Annotated in this window: 16 protein-coding genes; 5 read left to right on the top strand and 11 right to left on the bottom strand. The window is 62.5% G+C overall.

Annotation, left to right across the window (positions count from 1 at the left end):
* Positions 1-33: 33 nt before the first annotated feature.
* A complete protein-coding gene (locus EN885_RS20230; protein WP_245461348.1) occupies positions 34-717 on the top strand; it encodes a TetR/AcrR family transcriptional regulator in 684 nt (227 codons plus the stop codon).
* A 116-nt stretch (positions 718-833) separates the two neighbouring features.
* Here EN885_RS20230 and EN885_RS20225 read toward each other — a convergent pair whose 3' ends face one another.
* From EN885_RS20225 to EN885_RS20205, 5 genes are all read right to left on the bottom strand, one after another.
* Positions 834-1,358: a cupin domain-containing protein gene (locus tag EN885_RS20225; protein WP_128242586.1), complete on the bottom strand. Its 525-nt coding sequence runs from the start codon at positions 1,356-1,358 to the stop codon at positions 834-836.
* Between the two features lie 21 nt (positions 1,359-1,379).
* A complete protein-coding gene (locus EN885_RS20220) occupies positions 1,380-2,258 on the bottom strand; it encodes a methyltransferase domain-containing protein (RefSeq protein ID WP_206616833.1) in 879 nt (292 codons plus the stop codon).
* Between the two features lie 206 nt (positions 2,259-2,464).
* Positions 2,465-3,013, bottom strand: a complete 549-nt coding sequence (locus EN885_RS20215; RefSeq protein ID WP_206616832.1) for a cytochrome c — start codon at positions 3,011-3,013, stop codon at positions 2,465-2,467.
* Between the two features lie 142 nt (positions 3,014-3,155).
* Positions 3,156-5,678 (bottom strand): two-component system VirA-like sensor kinase, encoded by a 2,523-nt coding sequence (locus tag EN885_RS20210; RefSeq protein ID WP_128242584.1) that lies wholly within the window; start codon positions 5,676-5,678, stop codon positions 3,156-3,158.
* Positions 5,675-6,565, bottom strand: a complete 891-nt coding sequence (locus EN885_RS20205) for a cytochrome c peroxidase (RefSeq protein ID WP_164897883.1) — start codon at positions 6,563-6,565, stop codon at positions 5,675-5,677. Before EN885_RS20205 ends, EN885_RS20210 begins: the two co-directional genes overlap by 4 nt.
* Positions 6,566-6,624: 59 nt before the next feature.
* On the opposite strand from EN885_RS20205, the gene EN885_RS20200 reads away from it, so the two are divergent.
* A complete protein-coding gene (locus EN885_RS20200; RefSeq protein ID WP_348631648.1) occupies positions 6,625-7,602 on the top strand; it encodes a response regulator in 978 nt (325 codons plus the stop codon).
* Between the two features lie 44 nt (positions 7,603-7,646).
* Here EN885_RS20200 and EN885_RS20195 read toward each other — a convergent pair whose 3' ends face one another.
* Positions 7,647-7,949: a DUF982 domain-containing protein gene (locus EN885_RS20195; RefSeq protein ID WP_095485556.1), complete on the bottom strand. Its 303-nt coding sequence runs from the start codon at positions 7,947-7,949 to the stop codon at positions 7,647-7,649.
* Positions 7,950-8,267: 318 nt separating this feature from the next.
* On the opposite strand from EN885_RS20195, the gene EN885_RS20190 reads away from it, so the two are divergent.
* Complete coding sequence (locus EN885_RS20190; RefSeq protein ID WP_128242582.1) at positions 8,268-9,725, top strand: NCS1 family nucleobase:cation symporter-1; 1,458 nt, start codon at positions 8,268-8,270, stop codon at positions 9,723-9,725.
* A 162-nt stretch (positions 9,726-9,887) separates the two neighbouring features.
* Here EN885_RS20190 and EN885_RS20185 read toward each other — a convergent pair whose 3' ends face one another.
* From EN885_RS20185 to tpiA, 5 genes are all read right to left on the bottom strand, one after another.
* Positions 9,888-10,427, bottom strand: coding sequence for a DUF1697 domain-containing protein (locus EN885_RS20185; RefSeq protein ID WP_128242581.1), 540 nt, complete (start codon positions 10,425-10,427; stop codon positions 9,888-9,890).
* 18 nt (positions 10,428-10,445) lie between these two features.
* The gene (locus tag EN885_RS20180) at positions 10,446-12,083 is read right to left on the bottom strand and encodes a CTP synthase (RefSeq protein WP_095485232.1); all 1,638 of its coding nucleotides are present in this window, start codon (positions 12,081-12,083) and stop codon (positions 10,446-10,448) included.
* Positions 12,084-12,220: 137 nt separating this feature from the next.
* A complete protein-coding gene (locus EN885_RS20175) occupies positions 12,221-13,351 on the bottom strand; it encodes a L,D-transpeptidase (protein WP_128242595.1) in 1,131 nt (376 codons plus the stop codon).
* A gap of 212 nt (positions 13,352-13,563) precedes the next feature.
* Positions 13,564-14,043 carry a preprotein translocase subunit SecG gene (gene secG, locus EN885_RS20170; protein WP_128242580.1) on the bottom strand — a complete coding sequence of 160 codons (480 nt, stop codon included), beginning with the start codon at positions 14,041-14,043 and terminating at the stop codon, positions 13,564-13,566.
* A 178-nt stretch (positions 14,044-14,221) separates the two neighbouring features.
* Positions 14,222-14,989, bottom strand: coding sequence for a triose-phosphate isomerase (gene tpiA, locus EN885_RS20165; RefSeq protein ID WP_095485234.1), 768 nt, complete (start codon positions 14,987-14,989; stop codon positions 14,222-14,224).
* A 144-nt stretch (positions 14,990-15,133) separates the two neighbouring features.
* Between tpiA and EN885_RS20160 the strand changes: the two genes are divergently transcribed.
* Both EN885_RS20160 and trpD read left to right on the top strand, forming a co-directional pair.
* Complete coding sequence (locus tag EN885_RS20160; protein WP_128242579.1) at positions 15,134-17,026, top strand: SurA N-terminal domain-containing protein; 1,893 nt, start codon at positions 15,134-15,136, stop codon at positions 17,024-17,026.
* On the top strand, positions 17,023-18,033 hold the full coding sequence (trpD, locus tag EN885_RS20155; RefSeq protein ID WP_128242578.1) for an anthranilate phosphoribosyltransferase: 1,011 nt from the start codon (positions 17,023-17,025) through the stop codon (positions 18,031-18,033). Before EN885_RS20160 ends, trpD begins: the two co-directional genes overlap by 4 nt.
* Positions 18,034-18,036: the final 3 nt, after the last annotated feature.

Genomic DNA, 18,036 nt, shown 5'->3' with positions numbered 1-18,036 from the left:
AACCTGTACTTTGCGAGGTCGATTTTGCCCCGAGTGATAAAGCCGCCGGAGATACGATCCGCCGAACTCCTCGACTGTGCCCAGCGGCTGTTCTTCGAGCAAGGCTACGACAGCACGACGGTGAACGACATCATCCGCGAGGCCGGCCTGTCGAAGGGCGCGTTCTACCACTATTTCGCATCGAAAGAGGCTCTGCTAGAGGCGCTCGCCACACGTCTGGCGCGCGACAGTTTCACCGAGCTGCAACCCGTGCTCAACGATCCCTCACTCGATGGGCTTGGCCGGCTTAATGCGCTCTTTGCCGGTTCGCGGCGGCTGAACGTCGAGCTTGCCCCGCAATTGCGCAAGACATTTTTCGTCCTGTTCCGGCCCGAGAACCTTGCCCTCTTCCATCGGGTCGACCAGGCGGCCAGGGAATTGGCCATGCCGATAATCACCGACCTGCTCGGGAAAGGGAGCGAGGAAGGCATCTTCGACGTGCCCGACCCGGAAGCTTTTGCCGAGATGTTTTTGCAGCTGCGGCTGATCTTTCGGGATGTGATGCACCGCGCCTTGCTGAAGGCCGAGCAGGGCAATATCGACGAAGCGGCGCGGCTGCTCGACGACCGGCTGCGGCTCTATGGCATCGCAATCGACCGGCTTTTGAAGCTACCCGATGGAACGATAGAAGCGGCGCAACCCGGGTTTGCCCGGGCTTTCCTCGAATCAGGTCCGTGATCCGCCGAGCCCGCCAGGCCGCGGAGCAGCAATTCACCGCTTCGGTAGATCGGACCCACCCCGACCCAGCGACTCCTCGTACTGCCGTGGAGAGGGCTTTGCCGATGCTGTTCAAATCACGTCAGTGAAAGACCTACACTCGCATTCTCTTCCGGCGTCGCGTTCCAGTAGCCGTATGCCGCGGCAGTCTTCAGGAAATGCTGGACCGCTTCGGCTGAGGGAGGATCCGAATGCCTGCTTTCCCCGGCGGTCGGCTTTCCGACTTCCCGGAAGAACCGGCCTATCCTTGACGTGCTGACGAGGATCATCACGGCCGCCTCAGTCGACAGGTTTCGAAAGGCGTGCTTCGCCCCGCCCGGCACATGGAAAATGTCGCCCGGCCGGATCGATACCCAGACGAAGCCTTTCGGCGACTGCGAAAGCCCTTCGATCTCGCCGGAAATCTGGATGAAGGTCTCCGGGTCGGCGTGGCTGTGCAGCGGCACGGTAACACCCGGCGGGATGGTGCCGCGCATGACGCAAGGCTCGCCGTCGCGCGGCGCTGTAAGAAACTGGACCACAGGGCCCAGCACGTCGAGCGTCTCGACATTGCGAGGGTCGACGAGATGCGCCGCGCGCTCGCTGATGGCAGTGTCGAGCATCCGATATCTCTCTTTGGTTCGTTATCCCGGCGTATTTGTCCATGCGCCGACAAAGGGCGGCAGCATGATGCACATCTGCTGTTCGACAGCCTCGTTGCGCAGTCGCTCGGCGAGCGTGTCGACCTTCATTTCGGCAGCGGTCGCGGCACCGACGGCCTCGGCCATCGGCAGCAGGCTACGCAAGGTGCCCGCGATATAGTCGTAGATCGGCGAGTCAGGCCCGCTGCCGGCGAGGCCGGCGGAATTCAGCTGCGGCGCAGGCAGCCCTGCGCCGGCGAAAACCATGGGCAGCCTGCCACCCATGTCGACCTCGAAACCCGCCCGCTCGATCGTCTCGATGATCCAGCCGCGGCATTTGCTGAACAGCGGCGCCTCTGGAAAACTGCGGGCGAGCGGCATCGCCATTTCCTGGAAGGCGATGAGGCCACCCGGCCGAAGAAACCCGGCAAGCCTGCGCAGGGTTGCAGCCGGGTCGGGCAGATACATCAGGACCAGCCTGCCGATCACCGCATCGAAGGTCTCGTCGGGCGAGAATTTATCAAGCTCGCCCACAGTGAAGCGTGTCCAGTAACACTGGCCGGATTCGGTGGCGCGCCGCTCGGCAATGTCTACAGCCTCTGCCGAGCGATCGACGCCGAGCACCCTTCCGGTCGGTCCGACCAGCTTCCCGGCCAGCAAGGAGACGTCGCCGACGCCGCAGCCGATGTCGAGCACGCGCATGCCTGGTCCTATCCCCGCGCTGCGCAGGACATGCTCCGTAAGGTCGTGAATGAGCGCTCCCTGCAGCTCCAGGCGCTTGAATTCACCCTCCGTGTAACCCAAGGCATAGGGACGCGGATCCGTGGTGCTCTGATCGCGATCGATCTTCGGCGCGTGTTCGGCAAGCAGATTGTACATCATTTGACTCCATGATCGATTTATCTGGATTTGACTCCCGATTATCTGGCCCTCGGCTGCCATATGGCCGCCTGAGCTGGACCGTCACGATCGGAGATCAGTGCTACAAGGTGATTTCCGGAATCGGGAATTGCGTTACGACTGAAACACGCGGCCGTGTCTGACGTACCGCAGAGGCGGAGAACCCTCCGCCGGGCCTTAGGATGCGCCTATGACTTCGGAGCCTGCGGTACGAACACAATGTGCGGTGTCTTCGGCGGACGATCGGGCGGCACATAGTCTGGAACCGGCGTATCGTCTGCCGGCAGCGAAAGCACATATCGGTGTATGGCGCGCAGGTCGGCCTCGGTCATGGCACGCAGGTTGAACCACGGCATAGGGGGGCGCGTCTCGATTGTACGCGCTAACTGTACCCAGTCGTCCTCGTCCATGGTGCGCAAAAGGTAGCGAAGATTGGTTGGATAAGTCGTGCCCCACGGCCCATTGAAGCCGAGAGAGCCGCCGATCAGCCATCGATCCTCGGGGGCGTTGCCGGCCTTCTCCAAGTACCCTGGCGTGTGGCAGTCGTTACAGCCGCCAATTTTCACCAGGTATCGACCGTGCTCGATCGAGTCGGCCGCTGTCGCCGAACCCAGCCCATTTCGGTCGACCATCGCGACTGTGAGCACTCCGCCCAGCCCAAGGGCGGCAATTCCGATGAGAGCCCGTCGTATCATCAGCTTCTCCGGTTTGCTGCCATTTGACGCCGACGAGACCATGATCTTTTCCGAAAACCGGTTTCCATTTTTCAGGGATCATGGTTTGGGCGCAGGAGAAACATCGAACAGCCCGGCTACGGGTTGATTTCAGCCAGGGGGACTTTTGGTTACGTCTGTAACGAAGAAACCCACCCGACCCTGATCAGCCTGAATGCAGATGGCGGGCGAGGCATTTTGCAATGGCGGCCGGCAGCAGCGGCTTCTTGATGACTTCGCTTATGCCGGCTGCCGTCAGTTGACGCGATCGGAGCGGGCGGCCGTAACCGGTCATCAGGACAATTGGAAGGTCCGACCGGATCTCATGCAACTGGCCGGAGAACTCGATGCCTGTCATGTCAGGCATGACCTCGTCCGTCAGCACCAGGTCGAAGCGCTCCGGATCGGTGCGGAATGCATTGAGAGCCGCAGGGCTTCGGTCGAACCCGACGGGCTCGTAGCCAAGCGCGGCGAGCATCTCCTCGGCAAGTTGCATCAGCGGCGTGTCGTCGTCCACGACCAGGATCGTCTCGCCATTGCCATGCTGGATCGGAACCTCGGCGCCGGCGCCCTCGTCCTCGTCCGCATCGGTCGCAGCGGATTCGATCTGCGGAAAATAGACCTCGAAGATCGTGCCTTCGCCAAGTTGGCTCTTCACGTCCACCGCGCCTCTATGCGCCGCGACGATGCCGTGCACCGTCGACAGGCCGAGCCCGGTGCCTTGCCCCGCCGGCTTGGTCGTGAAGAACGGCTCGAAAATACGCTCGAGCGTCGCCTGATCCATGCCGCTGCCGTTGTCCCTGACGGCGAGGCGGAGATGGCGGCCGGCCGGCAGGTTTCCGTGCGAAAGCATCCGCGCCTCCACGAGTTCCGTCGTGTTGAGAGCGACCTCCAATACGCCGCGGTTGTTCATCGCCTGCGCCGCGTTGGTGCCGAGGTTCATCACCACCTGCTGAAGTTCGGTCGGATCGCCCATCATCGCGGCATCCGCGCCTGCAAGATGCGTCTCCACTGAAAGTGTGGCCGGGAACGAGGCGCGCAGCAGGTCGACCGCCTCCGCAACCACGGGCTGCGCCCGCAGCGCGTGGTGCTGCCGCTCGCGGCGACGGCCGAAGGCAAGGATCTGCTCCGTGACGTCCTGCGCCCGCCGGCCGGCCTTCATGATCTGCTGGACGTAGCGCCGCGCACGAGACTCCTTCAGCAGCACCGCCAGCGCCATCTCGCCATAGCCGAGGACGGCGCCGAGGATGTTGTTGAACTCGTGCGCTATGCCACCGGCGAGTATTCCGATTGCTTCCAGCCGCTGCGACTGGTTGAGCCGCGCCTGCAGCGCCTCGCGTTCACGTTCATTGTGCTCGCGCGCGATGGCATTGGCGAAAATCTCGGCGGCGGTGCGCAGCAGGGCGATGTCGTCGTCGGTCCAACGCTTTTCGTGCGTGACGGTATCGAGAGCCAGAAAACCTAGCCGCTCGCCGGCATGCGACATCGGTATGCACAGCCAGGATTGAAACTGGTGCGCCTGCAGGCATGCCTTCTCCCGCCCTTCAGGAAGGTCGCCGACGCGGGGAACGTCGATGCAGCCTTGCCGCTCGTGGCCCGCCAGCGTCCAGCGTGAAGCGAGCTCGATCATGTCTTTCGACAGGCGGGCCGGCGTGTTCCCGCTCGGACGGCGATAGAAGTAGCCTCCGGAAGATTCCGCATCTTGTGTGCGGCTGACGATAATCTGGGCGCCGTCGAGCCCGGCATGTTCCACCAGGCGCGCGAGGCCCTTGCTGATGCCGGCCCGGATGCGGTCGCGCGGCAGATTGATGAACTGGGTGGAGATCGAGGCGATCAGACCCTCGAATTCCAGCCGCTCGCGCAGGATCCGCGCATTGTGGCGCAGCCGGGCGAACAGATAGACCACATAGCACACGAGAACCAACGCGGCGATGTAGAGCAGCGTCTGAAACCGCGCGGCCCGCGCCGCAGCGCGCCCATGCGCATCGAGATAAAGGTCCTGCAGCGCGCGGGCCAGTTCGCTCGTTGGCGCAGTCTGTAGGCGGGCGACGAGGTCGTCGACCGCCGGAAGCCTGGTGACGATAAGCCGGCCGTGGGAGACGAGCGAGTGGACGTCGCTTGGCTGCACGGCATCGACGGACGGCTTGGCCAGCCGGTCGAGCGCAGCGGTCACTGCCCTTGCCGCCTCCGGTTGGGGATCGCTGATGAACCGCGACATTGTGATCATCAGGGCTCCGATCTCGACCGCTCGAAGGCCGTCACCCTCGCTCGTAAGCCGACCGCTCATGTAGTTGAAATAGTTCAGCGAGTTCTGCAGCAGCGCGTTGTCCGACTTGAACGCCTCGACAAGCGTTTCCTCGTCGCGCACCGCGGCGGCGACATCGGCGATCCCCCGGTCGATCTCCGCCCGAACTCCGCCGCTGGCGATGTCCCGGGCGGCTGGCAGCGTCTGCGTCGCAGCGTTCAGGTTCTCGATCGACCGCACAAGCGGATCGTAGCTGCGCAGCAGTCCCGTGCGTGCCCGCAACACATCGCGCTGGAGGGCGGCGTTATAGAGGATGACGGTCCTGAGAGCATCGAGCGTGCGTTCGTGGCGCGCGGCATCAGGAGCCGCACCCTGCACCAGGAAATAGGTCAGGACGATGAGCAGGCAGGCGACGACCGGCGCCAGGACGCGTAGCGACTTCATTGCTGCAGACGATCGGCTGCGCTGGTCAACGGCTGGCCGCGATACTCGCCCGTCAGCGTCCCGAGGAATTCGACGATAAGATCGGCATCGCGCTGGTCGATCTCCCTGCCGAGCTGGTTCCGCGCCATGATCCTCACTGCCTGTCCAAGCGATGCGGTACGGCCGTCGTGAAAATACGGCGCCGTCACCGCGACGTTGCGCAGGCTGGGAACGCGGAACACATGGCGGTCGCTCTCGGCACCTGTAATGGCGAAACGGCCGAGATCCGCCTGGCTCAAGGTCTTCTGGCCGGCGAAGGGATCCTGGAAGATGCCGAACTTCTGAAACAAATTGCCTCCTACATTGGCGCCTTGATGGCAAGCGATGCAGCCATACGCCTTGAACAGCTGATAGCCATGTTCCTCGTCCGCCGTGATGGCGCCGCGCTCGCCCTTGAGATAGCGGTCGAAACGGGCGTTGGGCGTGATCAGCGAGCGTTGAAAGATGGCTAGGGCGTCGAGCACTTCCGCCTGGCCGGGGGCGGCGCCGTAGACGTCTGCGAATCGCTGCGAATAGTCCGGATCGGAGCGCAATTTCGGCAGCAATTCCTCCCAGCTCGTGTTCATCAGCCTGTCATCGAGCAAGGCTGCCTCGTTCTGCTCCTCGAGAGTGCGGAAATTGCCACGCCAGTTCAGCCGGAAATCGAGCGTTGCGTTGAAGACCGTCGGCGTGTTGAAGTCGAGCGGCTCGCCATCCGCCGCCGTGGAACGAGCCCTGCCGTCGTCGCCGCTGAGATCGAGCCTGTGGCAGCCGCTGCAGGCGATGACATCGTCATGTGACAGCCGGGCATCGTTGAACAGGCTCTCGCCAAGTGCGATCTTCGCCTGGTCGGAAGGACCAATGCCCACTATCGGAGCAATCGGCTCGCCGATCGGAGGGGCCGGCTGATTAACCAAGGCCAACGCAAATGGTGCCGCCGCTGCCAGGCAAAGCGGAACAAAAAGCCCCGCACGAACCTTACCAATCTGCTCATGCGCCATCGAGTGAGCCTGTGGTATCCGATCACGAAGATCATCGGCGCTTACCAACAAATCGCCGAAAATCAACGGTAAGTCTAATAAAGCAACGGCTCGGTCATGGGTTCCATACGTGCGGACGGTCTGAGATGTCAGTCGAACAGAACACTCGCTACAAAGAGCAGTCGAAAGGCAGAATCGAACAGGCAGTGACGCCGAAGCATATTCTTGTCGTCGATGACGACCCCGAAATCCGCGAAATGCTCACCAATTACCTGGAGAGCGAGAACTTCAGGGTCAGCGCTGTCACCGACAGCCGGTCCATGTCGCGTGTCCTCAATGAAAGACCGGTAGACCTGATGATCCTCGACATGCGGCTTGCCGATGAGGACGGGTTTGAAATCATGCGGCAACTCGGCAGTCCGCCGGAAGCTCCCATCATCATTATCACCGGCCACAGGCGCGACGAAGTGGATCGCGTCGTTGGATTGGAACTCGGAGCCGACGACTACATCACCAAGCCCTTCAGCCTCAGGGAACTGCTTGCGCGCGTTCGCGCCGTGCTGCGGCGATCGGGGTCAACGCGCCAGAATTCGCGGGGCAAGAAGCACAAGCGCTACCGCTTTGCCGGCTGGGAGCTCGACATGCGGATGCGGCGCCTGAAATCGCCCGCGGGCGAAACAACGCCGCTGACCGCGGGGGAGTTCAACCTGCTGGCAGCGTTCCTGCAATCGCCGCAGCAGATCCTGAGTCGCGAGCAGCTTCTCGCTGCCAGCAGGATTCACGACGAAGAGATGTTTGACCGCAGTATCGACGTGCAAATACTGCGACTGCGCCGCAAGCTCGAGGTCAACCCGAGCGAGCCGAAGCTCGTTGTCACCGAGCGGGGCGCTGGCTACCTGTTCGCTGCCTCGGTTGAGGTGCTGTGACTTTGCCGTAGGCCACGTTCACGGCGGGGCGCAAATATGAAGGTTCATCGCCTTAGCGCATGCACGCTATCAATATTTTCGCCGCCCATCGGCAGCGCCATGTCGTCGTCGAGCAAGCGCGTGATGCGGGCGAAGCCGGCAAAGGCCTTCCTTGCTTGCTCTGCCGACATCCGGCCCGCCAGAGCCGCGGAGCAGCAATTCACCGCGCATTGGTAGACTGGCCCCCGACGGCCTATTGGCCATTTACGCAAGAACCCCATCGCTTCGGCTACGCTATAAATTTCTTCGACAGGGCTTTCCTGCCCGCGCGAAATCCGCACAGGCGTAAAGAATTGCAGGCGATCCATCGTTTCCTCCCGGTCGATCGCTATGTGCTTGATCGAACCTTTAAACTCACGGCTGGCCATTTGGATTCCGGCAAACAGAGCCCGGTGAAAAAAGAGGTCGGGCTAAAATGAAGTCTCTCACATCGTTCGACCGAAATCGAATCACCAAACATGACAAACATGCGACGAACCGTTGCGCAGCGCCGATAAGCGCGATTCTCATTGAATATCTTTAAGGTCAAAGCCGGCAAATCAATCGGTTGCCGGTTCTCCAGCGTCAGGCTTAACCTGCGTAGTCAACGCGTGGAGGCGCGCGGCAACCAAGGGGAGGACATCGCAATGACCATACAAGGCGCATCACCCGACCTATACAACGAAGATCTCGCTCCGGCGAAGGTTCGAAACTGGGGACCGTTCTCGATCTTCAACGTCTGGACGTCGGACGTCCACAGTCTCTGGGGCTACTATCTGGCGGCAAGCCTGTTCCTGTTCTGCGGTGGCTTCGTCAACTTCATCATCGCCATCGGCATCGGTTCGCTGATCATCTACGTGCTGATGAACATGGTCGGCTATGCCGGCGTGAAGACCGGAGTGCCCTACCCCGTGCTTGCCCGCGCATCCTTCGGCATCTGGGGCGCCAACATACCAGCGCTGGTGCGCGCCATCGTCGCCTGCTTCTGGTACGGCGCGCAGACGGCGGCCGCGTCCGGCGCGATCGTGGCGTTGCTGATCCGATCGCAGTGGTTCGCCGATTTCAACCAGAACACGCATTTCCTCGGGCACACGGGCCTGGAGGTGATCTGCTTCGCGGTGATCTGGGCACTGCAGCTGCTGATCATCCAGAAAGGCATGGAAACGGTGCGCCGCTTCCAGGACTGGGCCGGGCCGGCGGTATGGGTGATGATGCTGATCCTGGCGATCTATCTCTGCGTCAAATCCGGGACTTTTGCCTTCACCAGCGACATCCCGATGGACGTGCTGCTGGACAAGACCAAGGACGCTGGCGTGCCCGGCACGCCGGGCTCATGGACCTCGCTGTTCGCGGTGGCGGCGATCTGGGTGACCTATTTCTCGGCACTCTATCTCAACTTCTGCGATTTCGCCCGCTATGCGCCGGACAAGGCGTCGCTGCGCAAGGGCAATATCTGGGGCCTGCCGGTCAACCTTATCCTGTTCTCGCTGGTAGCCGGCGTCACCACGATTGCTGCCTTCGACGTCTATGGCGAGGTGCTGCTGCATCCAGACCAGATATCGGCCAAGTTCGACAGCTGGTTCCTGGCGGCGCTCGCCGCCTTGACCTTCGCCGTGGCGACGCTCGGCATCAACGTGGTGGCAAACTTCGTGTCGCCGGCATTCGATTTTTCCAACGTCTTTCCGCGGCAGATCGACTTCAAGAAGGGCGGCTATATCGCGGCGTTGATCGCGCTGGTGCTCTATCCCTTCGCGCCATGGGAAGGCAGCGCCGCTTCCTTCGTCAACATCATCGGTGCGACGATGGGGCCGATCTTCGGTGTCATGATGGTCGACTATTACCTGATCCGGAAGGGCGAGGTCGACGTTGAGGCCCTCTACAGGGAAGACGGCGAGTTCCGCTTCCAGGGCGGCTGGCACGTCAACGCCTTCGTCGCCGCCGGTATCGGCGCGATCTTCTCCTCGGTCCTGCCGAACTTCACCAACTGGCTGCCGTCGTGGTGGGGCGTCTATGGCTGGTTCTTCGGCGTGGCCATCGCCGGTGTCATCTATTACGTGCTGCGCACGATGGCACTTGGTGCCCGGGCCAGGACGGCAAAGGCTTGAGCGGTTTCTGCCTTCTCCCCTTGTGGGAGAAGGTGGATCGGCGCGCAGCGCCGAGACGGTTGAGGGGTGTTCCAGCGGAGTGAGACGTTGGCGTTCCCTGGAACACCCCTCATCCGTCGCCTTCGGCGACACCTTCTCCCACAAGGGGAGAAGGGAAAGCGCCTATCCGCCAACCATCTCCGCCAATTTGCGGACTGTGTTCCAGTTGCGCGACGTGCCGACACCGAGACGTTTATGGCTTGTCGCCGCAAGCAATCGCGAACTTGGCGTTTCGCGGGAAAAGACGACCCAGATGTCGCCGCTGACCGCCCGCATCTTTTCATCCTTGCCGACATAGGCGTCCAGCGCCGCGACGGCTTCCGCCGGAACGGACTTGCGCATTACGCGCACCGCCACCTGGTCCGCGGCGGCAGCCGATTCGGCGGGAAACGGATTGCCGGCCGCAAGCATCAACCAGTCATTTGCGCGGCGCACGATGATATCGACATGGCGGCCGAAGGTTGCCTCGAACGCTGCTTCGAGCCGCCCTTCCAGCACTGCAATTTCCGTTTCTTGCGCCTCGAAGACCAGATTGCCGGTCGCCACCAGCGTGCGCGGGTTGCTCAGCCCCAGGCCTTGCGCCATAGCCCTGAGATCGGACATGACGACCCGGCGTCCCTCGCCCAGGACGATGCTGTAAAGCAGAGCGACATAGGTTTGCACGGCAGCCGGGCGGCAGGCCTAGACCAATCGCGACTGTTCCACTGCCGCTTCGATGAAGCTGGCAAACAGTGGATGCGGGTCGAGTGGCCGGCTTTTTAGTTCGGGGTGGTACTGCACGCCGATGAACCAGGGATGGTCTGGATATTCGACCGTCTCCGGCAGGACGCCGTCCGGCGACATGCCGGCAAAGACCAGGCCGCAATCCTCGAGCCGCTCCTTGTAGTCGACATTGACCTCATAGCGGTGGCGGTGACGCTCGGAAATCTGCGTGTCACCATAGATGTCGGCGATTTTCGAGCCCTTGGCGAGGTCCGCCTGATAGGCGCCGAGCCGCATGGTGCCGCCGAGGTCTCCGGTTTCCCTGCGCTTCTCCAGCATGTTGCCTTTCAGCCATTCGGTCATCAGGCCGACGACCGGTTCCTCGGTCGGGCCGAATTCGGTCGACGAGGCATGCTCGACGCCGGCCAGCGAACGCGCTGCCTCGATGCAGGCCATCTGCATGCCGAAGCAGATGCCGAAATACGGCACTTTTCGCTCGCGGGCGAACTTCGCCGCCAAGATCTTGCCTTCCGCGCCGCGCTCGCCAAAGCCGCCGGGGACCAGAATGCCATGGACCTTCTCCAGCCACGGCGCAGGATCTTCCTTCTCGAATATTTCGCTCTCGATCCAGTCGAGCTTGACCTTGACGCGGTTGGCAAGACCGCCATGCGACAGCGCCTCGATCAGCGATTTGTAAGCGTCCTTGAGACCGGTGTATTTGCCGACGACGGCGATGGTCACCTCGCCTTCCGGATTGTGGATGCGCTTCGACACCGCTTGCCAGGGCTCCATACGCGGCTTCGGCGCCGGATCTATGCCGAAAGCGGCCAGCACTTCCGAATCCAACCCTTCATTGTGATAGGCCATCGGCACGTCGTAGATGTGCGGCACGTCGAGTGCCTGGATGACTGCACTTTCGCGCACGTTGCAGAACAGCGACAGTTTACGGCGCTCTTCCCTAGGGATGGGACGGTCGGCGCGGACCAGCAGGATGTCGGGCGCGATGCCGATGCCGCGCAATTCCTTGACCGAATGCTGGGTCGGCTTGGTCTTCAATTCGCCCGCCGTCGGGATGTAGGGCATAAGCGTCAGATGCACATAGACGGCGTTGTTGCGCGGCAGGTCGTTACCGAGCTGGCGGATCGCCTCCAGGAACGGCATCGCCTCGATGTCGCCGACGGTGCCGCCGATCTCGCACAGGACGAAGTCGTAATCGTCATTGCCGTTGAGGACGAAATTCTTGATCTCGTCGGTAACGTGCGGAATGACCTGCACCGTGGCGCCGAGATAGTCGCCGCGCCGCTCCCGCTCGATGATGTTCTTGTAGATGCGGCCGGTGGTGATGTTGTCCTGCTGGTTGGCCGAGCGACCGGTGAAGCGCTCATAATGGCCAAGATCGAGATCGGTCTCGGCGCCGTCATCGGTCACGAAGACCTCGCCATGCTGGTATGGCGACATCGTGCCGGGATCGACGTTGAGATAGGGATCGAGCTTCTTTATGCGCGCGCGATAGCCTCGCGCCTGCAAGAGGGCCCCAAGGGCCGCTGCGGCGATGCCTTTTCCGAGTGAGGAGACCACGCCGCCTGTGATGAATACATATCGCGCCATGGGAGTCATCGCTTAACGCGGCCGAATTGATTCCGCCAGAGAAAAAACCGCCGCGAAGGCTTTTTCCCAAGAAGGCGCTGTGGTGATGGATGAGCAAAACAAAAGGGCCGGCGAGGCCGGCCCTTTCGGCAGTATGGGTTAATACGTCAGATGATGACGACCTTGGTGCCGACTTTCACCCTGCGGTAAAGGTCCATGACGTGCTCGTTGATCATGCGGAAGCAGCCATTGGAGGCGCTCGTTCCGATCGACTGCGGCGCGATGGTGCCGTGAATGCGCAGATGCGTGTCCTTCTTGCCTTCGTAGAGATAGATGGCGCGCGCGCCGAGCGGATTGTCGCCGCCGCCGGGCATGCCGTCCTTGTACCGGCCATAATTCTTCGGTTCGCGCTTCTGCATGTCGAGCGTCGGGATCCAGCGCGGCCATTCCTGCTTATCGCCGACCGCGACCGTGCCCTTGAACTGCAGGCCGTCACGGCCGACGGCGATGGCGTAGCGGCGGGCCGTCGACGAGGACTCGACGAGATAGAGGCGGCGCGCGCTCGTATCGATGACGATGGTGCCGGGATTGTAGCCGGTGAACTCCACGCTCTGCGGCACGAACTCCGGCTTTACCGTGAACTGTTTCTTGGCTTCCTTCCTGGCGAGTACGGCATCAAGAGCGCGCGTCTCGGGGAGCAGCGACATCGAAGAGGACGAGGCGGTGCCGCCGAACAGACCGGCAAAGAGCCCGACGTTCTGCGGCTTCTGTCCGACCGGCTCGCTGCGCAATTCGCCGTTGTTGCGGACCAGCGCGACGTTCATGGCCTCGGCGGAAACTGGTTCGGCCGACTGGATCGGCGCGATGGGTTGAACCGGTTCGATGATCTTGACGGTCTTCTTCCTAGCCGGCTTGGCGTCGGCCAGCTGGGCAGGTTTATCTTTCTTGGCAAGGCCCTTCTTGGCAAGAAATGCCTGCCGTTCCGCGTCGGCCTTGGCTTTGGCCGCCTCCCGCATCGCCAGCTTCCTGGCTTCGACCGCCTTGGCTCGAGCGGCCTCCTTGTCGGCCGCGATCTTGGCTTCGAGCTTGCTGATCTGGGCAAGATCGTCCGAGGTCGGTTTTTTCTTCTTCTTGAGGAGTCTTAGTTGCGCCGAGTCGCTTTTGGCGGCGACGTTGACGACGTCAGTTGTCACTGCGGCTTTAGAGGCCGAATTGCCCGCCGGCATAGCCGCGTAAGCGGGCGCACCAAGGCTGAGCACGGCACAAAGGCCGGCTAAAATGAAGCTGCGAAGCTGCATGGCGAAGATCCGATCGTTCAATGCTTGTTGCCCACGGCGTCGCCCGGCGTCCCCCAAGGACCCCGAAAGTGCCGCGCGCAATCTATAATCGATTAAGCGGAGACGCCTCAAGCGCCCTGTCGTGCCGTGCCCGGTCGAATCGTCGTGATCGTGCGGCATTTGCCGCGACTGTGTTCAAACAACAACAGATCGCGGCGCCGGACGCCTGCCGATTACTGGTTTGGGACCTGCGGCGTTACTGGCAGGGTGACGCCGTTTGTGGCCGGCGGTGTGGTCGAACCCGCTGCAGGCGGCGCGGCGGGAGCCGGAGCTGCGGCATCATTGCCGGAAGGTGGCGTTCGTGCCGTGTTGCCGGAAGGTGCCGTGTTGCCGGAAGGCGGCGTCGGCGCCGTGGTGCCAGGCAACTGGTTGAGCACGCCACCACCCGCGCCGTTCGCCGCCGGCACGCGATCGAGAATATCGATCGGCTTCTCGCCGTAACGGGCGATGATCGACAGCGTCAGCGAGGTGGCGAAGAAAGCCGCGGCCAGGATCGCCGTCGCCCGCGTCAGCGCGTTGGCGGCGCCGCGCGCGGTCATGAAGCCCGATCCGCCGCCGATGCCGAGGCCGCCGCCTTCGGAGCGCTGCAGCAGCACCACACCGACAAGAGCGAGCACGACCATGAGGTGGACGACGATTAGTACGGTTTCCATAGTTTATCCTGGCAAAGCCTTGCGCGGCCGTGGATACGACCGGTGATTTGGAGGCGGCTCAATACAATGCTTTGACGGCATTTCCAAGCCCGTGGCCGGAATATGGGAAGCAATGCGCCCTTTGCAACGATTTCCGCTGCGGCGTGGCCTATCCGAGGTGCCCGACAGGATCTGGCTGCTACGAGATATTTCGATAGGCTTCGGCGATGCCGAGAAAGTCCGCCGCCTTCAGACTGGCGCCGCCGACCAGCGCGCCGTCGACATTTTTCACGCCAAGCAGTTCGACGGCGTTCGACGGCTTGACCGAGCCGCCATAGAGGATACGCATCTTCGCCGCTGCACTGCCAAGCTTTTCCGACAGTTTTTCGCGAATATGCGCATGCGCCTCCGTAACGTCGGCGGCGGTCGGCGTCAGCCCCGTGCCGATCGCCCATACCGGCTCGTAGGCGATGACGGTATTCGACGCCGTGGCGTTGGGCGGCACCGAGCCGGCGATCTGGCGCGACAGCACGTCGAGTGTAGCGCCAGCTTCGCGTTCGGCTCTCGTCTCGCCGATGCAGATGATGGCCACCAGCCCGGCCCGCCACGCAGCGGACGCCTTGGCCTGAACGATCGCGTCGTCCTCGTTGTTATCGGCGCGGCGTTCGGAATGACCGACGATGACGTGGCTGGCGCCCGCATCTTTCAGCATCTCGGCCGAAATGCAGCCGGTATGGGCGCCGCTCTCCTTGGTGTGGCAATCCTCGCCGCCGGCCCGGACCGGCGTGCGCGACAAAATCTCTGCGGCGTGCGCAAGCAGCGTCGCCGGAACGCAGACCAGCGCTTCGGTCTCCGCATCGAGCCCACTCATGAAGCCGTTGCCGATCATCCTGAGTTCATTGAGCGAGGCGCTGGTGCCGTTCATTTTCCAGTTGCCTGCGACCAGCGGGCGGATTCCTGGCGTCATGGGATTTGTTTCTCCGGGCAACATTCGGCTGCGTCCTCACTACCAAACTCAGCCCACAAAGCAATCGACAGTGGGCAGGAAGGACGCTATTGCGCTTGTTTCAGACTCGGCGCATGCGAAAATGCGCAAAAAATCGGAAGTGACATGCTTGGTATCTTGAGAAGCGCGGCGGGGACCTGGGTGGCGAAGGCGCTGCTGATATTGTTGGTGTTGAGCTTCGCCGTCTGGGGCATTTCGGGACAGCTTCTGGGTGGTTTTGCAGGCCACGACGCGGTTATCACGGCCGGAGGCACCAAAGTATCGATCAACGAGTATCGTCTCGCCTATGATCGCCAGATCAGCGTGATGTCGCAGCAATTCGGCCAGCGCATCAGCCGCGAGCAGGCGACGGCGCTCGGCCTGGACAACCAGGTGCTGGCGCAACTCGTGTCGGGTGCAGTGCTCGATGAGCAGGCCCGCAAGCTCGGGCTTGGGCTGTCCAAGGACCGCCTGGCCCAACTCACGCATGAGGACCCGGCCTTCAAGGGCCCCGGCGGCACCTTCGACAGAAGGACTTTCGAATACATACTGCAACAGGTCGGCATGCGGCCTGAAGACTATCTCAGGAATCGCGCCCAGGTGGCTGTGCGCCAGCAGATCGTCGAGGCGGTTTCGGACGGTCTCAAGACCCCGGATACCTTCTTGAAGGCGGTCGCGCTCTATCGTGGCGAAGACCGCACCATCGACTACCTGACTTTACCGAAATCGCTGGTCGAGCCGATTGAAGCGCCGTCCGACAGCGTGCTTTCGACCTATTTCGAGGAAAACAAGAAGACCTATGCGGCGCCTGAATACCGCAAATTCTCCTATGTCAGGCTCGAGCCGCAAGACATTATGGATCTGAGTGCCGTGACCGACCAACAGGTCAACGACGACTACAACAAGAACAAGGGGCGCTACACCACGCCGGAAACGCGCACCATCGAACAGCTCGTGTTCAAGACGCCTGATGCCGCCAAGGCCGCGCTCGATTCACTCAAGACCGGCGCGACCTTCGACAAGATCGTTGCCGCCGAAGGCAAGACGCAAGCCGACACGCTGCTTGGCACGCTGCCCAAGGACAAGATTGCCGACAAGGCGGTGGCCGACGCCGCCTTCGCGCTCAACGCCAACGAGATCAGCCCGGTCGTTCAGGGCGCCTTTGGTGCGGTGCTGCTGCGCGTCACCGACATCAAGCCCGAAGTGGTGAAGCCGCTGGCCGAAGTGTCCGCCGAGATCCGCAAGGATCTGGCGTTGAGCGAGGCAAGCCGCATTCTGCTGGACGTGCATGACAACTACGAAGACATGCGCGCTTCGGGCAGCACGCTTACGCAAGCTGCCGAAAAACTGAAGCTGAAGGTCGTCACTATCGATGCGATCGATCGCACCGGCCAGAGGCCGGACGGCACCATCGTCAACGACCTGCCGGAATCGCCGGATCTCATCAAGGCGGTGTTCGACGCCGAACCCGGCACCGAGAATCCCGACCTCACCACCGCCGGCAACGGCTTCGTGTTCTACGAGGTGGATTCGATCACGCCGGCCCGCGACCGCACGCTGGATGAAGTCCACCAGAAGGTAGTGGCCGACTGGACGGCGGCGGAAACGACCAAGCGGCTCACCGCAAAAGCGGTCGAACTCGAAAAGCGTCTCAAGGCCGGCACCACGCTCGATGTAATCGCAAGCGAGCTCAAGCTCGAGAAGCAGACCAAGCGCGGCGTCAAGCGCGAGGCGGACGACGTCGATTTCGGCAAGGAAGGGGCGGCAGCGATGTTCGGCGAAGGCGAAGGCGGGACCGGGTTGATCCCCTCGCCCACCGGCGACGGACAGATCCTGTTCAAGATTGCCGAAGTCTTCGAGCCTGCCGGAGCCGACGCCAGCTCGGTGCCGGACGACGCGCAGAAATCCTTCACATCCGGCATGTCCCACGACCTGCTCGACCAGTTGGTGGCGCAGTTGCAGACGCAATACGACGTTCGTATCGATCAGACAGCCGTTGCCCAAGCCCTGACCAGATGAGCGCGCTCAAGACCCATATCGCAAAGGTCGCCGCAGGCACCGCCCTTTCCTTCGAGGAGGCGCGCGAGGCCTTCGACATCATCATGTCGGGCGACGCTACGCCCGGCCAGATCGGCGGCTTCCTGATGGCGCTGCGGGTGCGCGGCGAGACGGTGAGCGAGATTTCCGGCGCCGTCGCCACGATGCGCGCCAAGATGCTGCGTGTCGATGCGCCCGCTGACGCCATCGACATCGTCGGCACCGGCGGCGACAATTCGCACAGCGTCAACATCTCGACCGCTTCCGCCTTCGTCGTCGCCGCTTGTGGCGTGCCGGTGGCTAAGCACGGCAATCGCGGACTGTCCTCGCAGACCGGCGCCGCCGACGTGCTGACCGCGCTCGGCGTCAAGATCGATATCTCGCCGGAAACGATCAGCCGCTGCATCCACGATGCAGGCGTCGGCTTCATGTTCGCGCCGGCGCATCATCCGGCGATGAAGCATGTCGGCCCGACCCGCGTCGAGCTCGGCACCCGCACCATCTTCAACCTGCTTGGCCCGCTCTCCAATCCGGCTGGTGTCAGCAGGCAGATGGTGGGCGTCTTCTTGCCGGAATGGATCATGCCGGTGGCCGAGACGCTGAAGGCATTGGGCGCCGAACACGCCTGGGTCGCCCATGGCGACGGCTATGACGAAATCACCACCACTGGCGAAACCCAAGTGGCCGAGCTGGTCGGCGGTGAGATCCGCAGCTTTACGCTGACCCCGGAAGCAGTCGGGCTGAAGCGGCACACCAAGGACGAGTTGCGCGGCGGCGACGCCGCCTATAACGCCCAGGCGCTGCGCGACATGCTGGGCGGCGCCGCCGGCGCCTTTCGTGATACGGTGCTGATGAACGCCGGCGCCGGACTGGTGGTGGCTGGCAAGGCGACGATGCTTGCCGACGGCATGGCGACGGCGGCGCAAGCCATCGACAGCGGCCGGGCGCTGCAAGTGCTCGACCGGCTGGTCGAGATTTCGAACGGATAGAGC

This window comes from Mesorhizobium sp. M6A.T.Cr.TU.014.01.1.1, assembly GCF_004022765.1.
Taxonomy (GTDB): domain Bacteria; phylum Pseudomonadota; class Alphaproteobacteria; order Rhizobiales; family Rhizobiaceae; genus Mesorhizobium; species Mesorhizobium mediterraneum.
The sequence above is the reverse complement of the archived record's forward strand: the minus strand, read 5'-3'. Positions and strand labels throughout refer to the sequence as shown.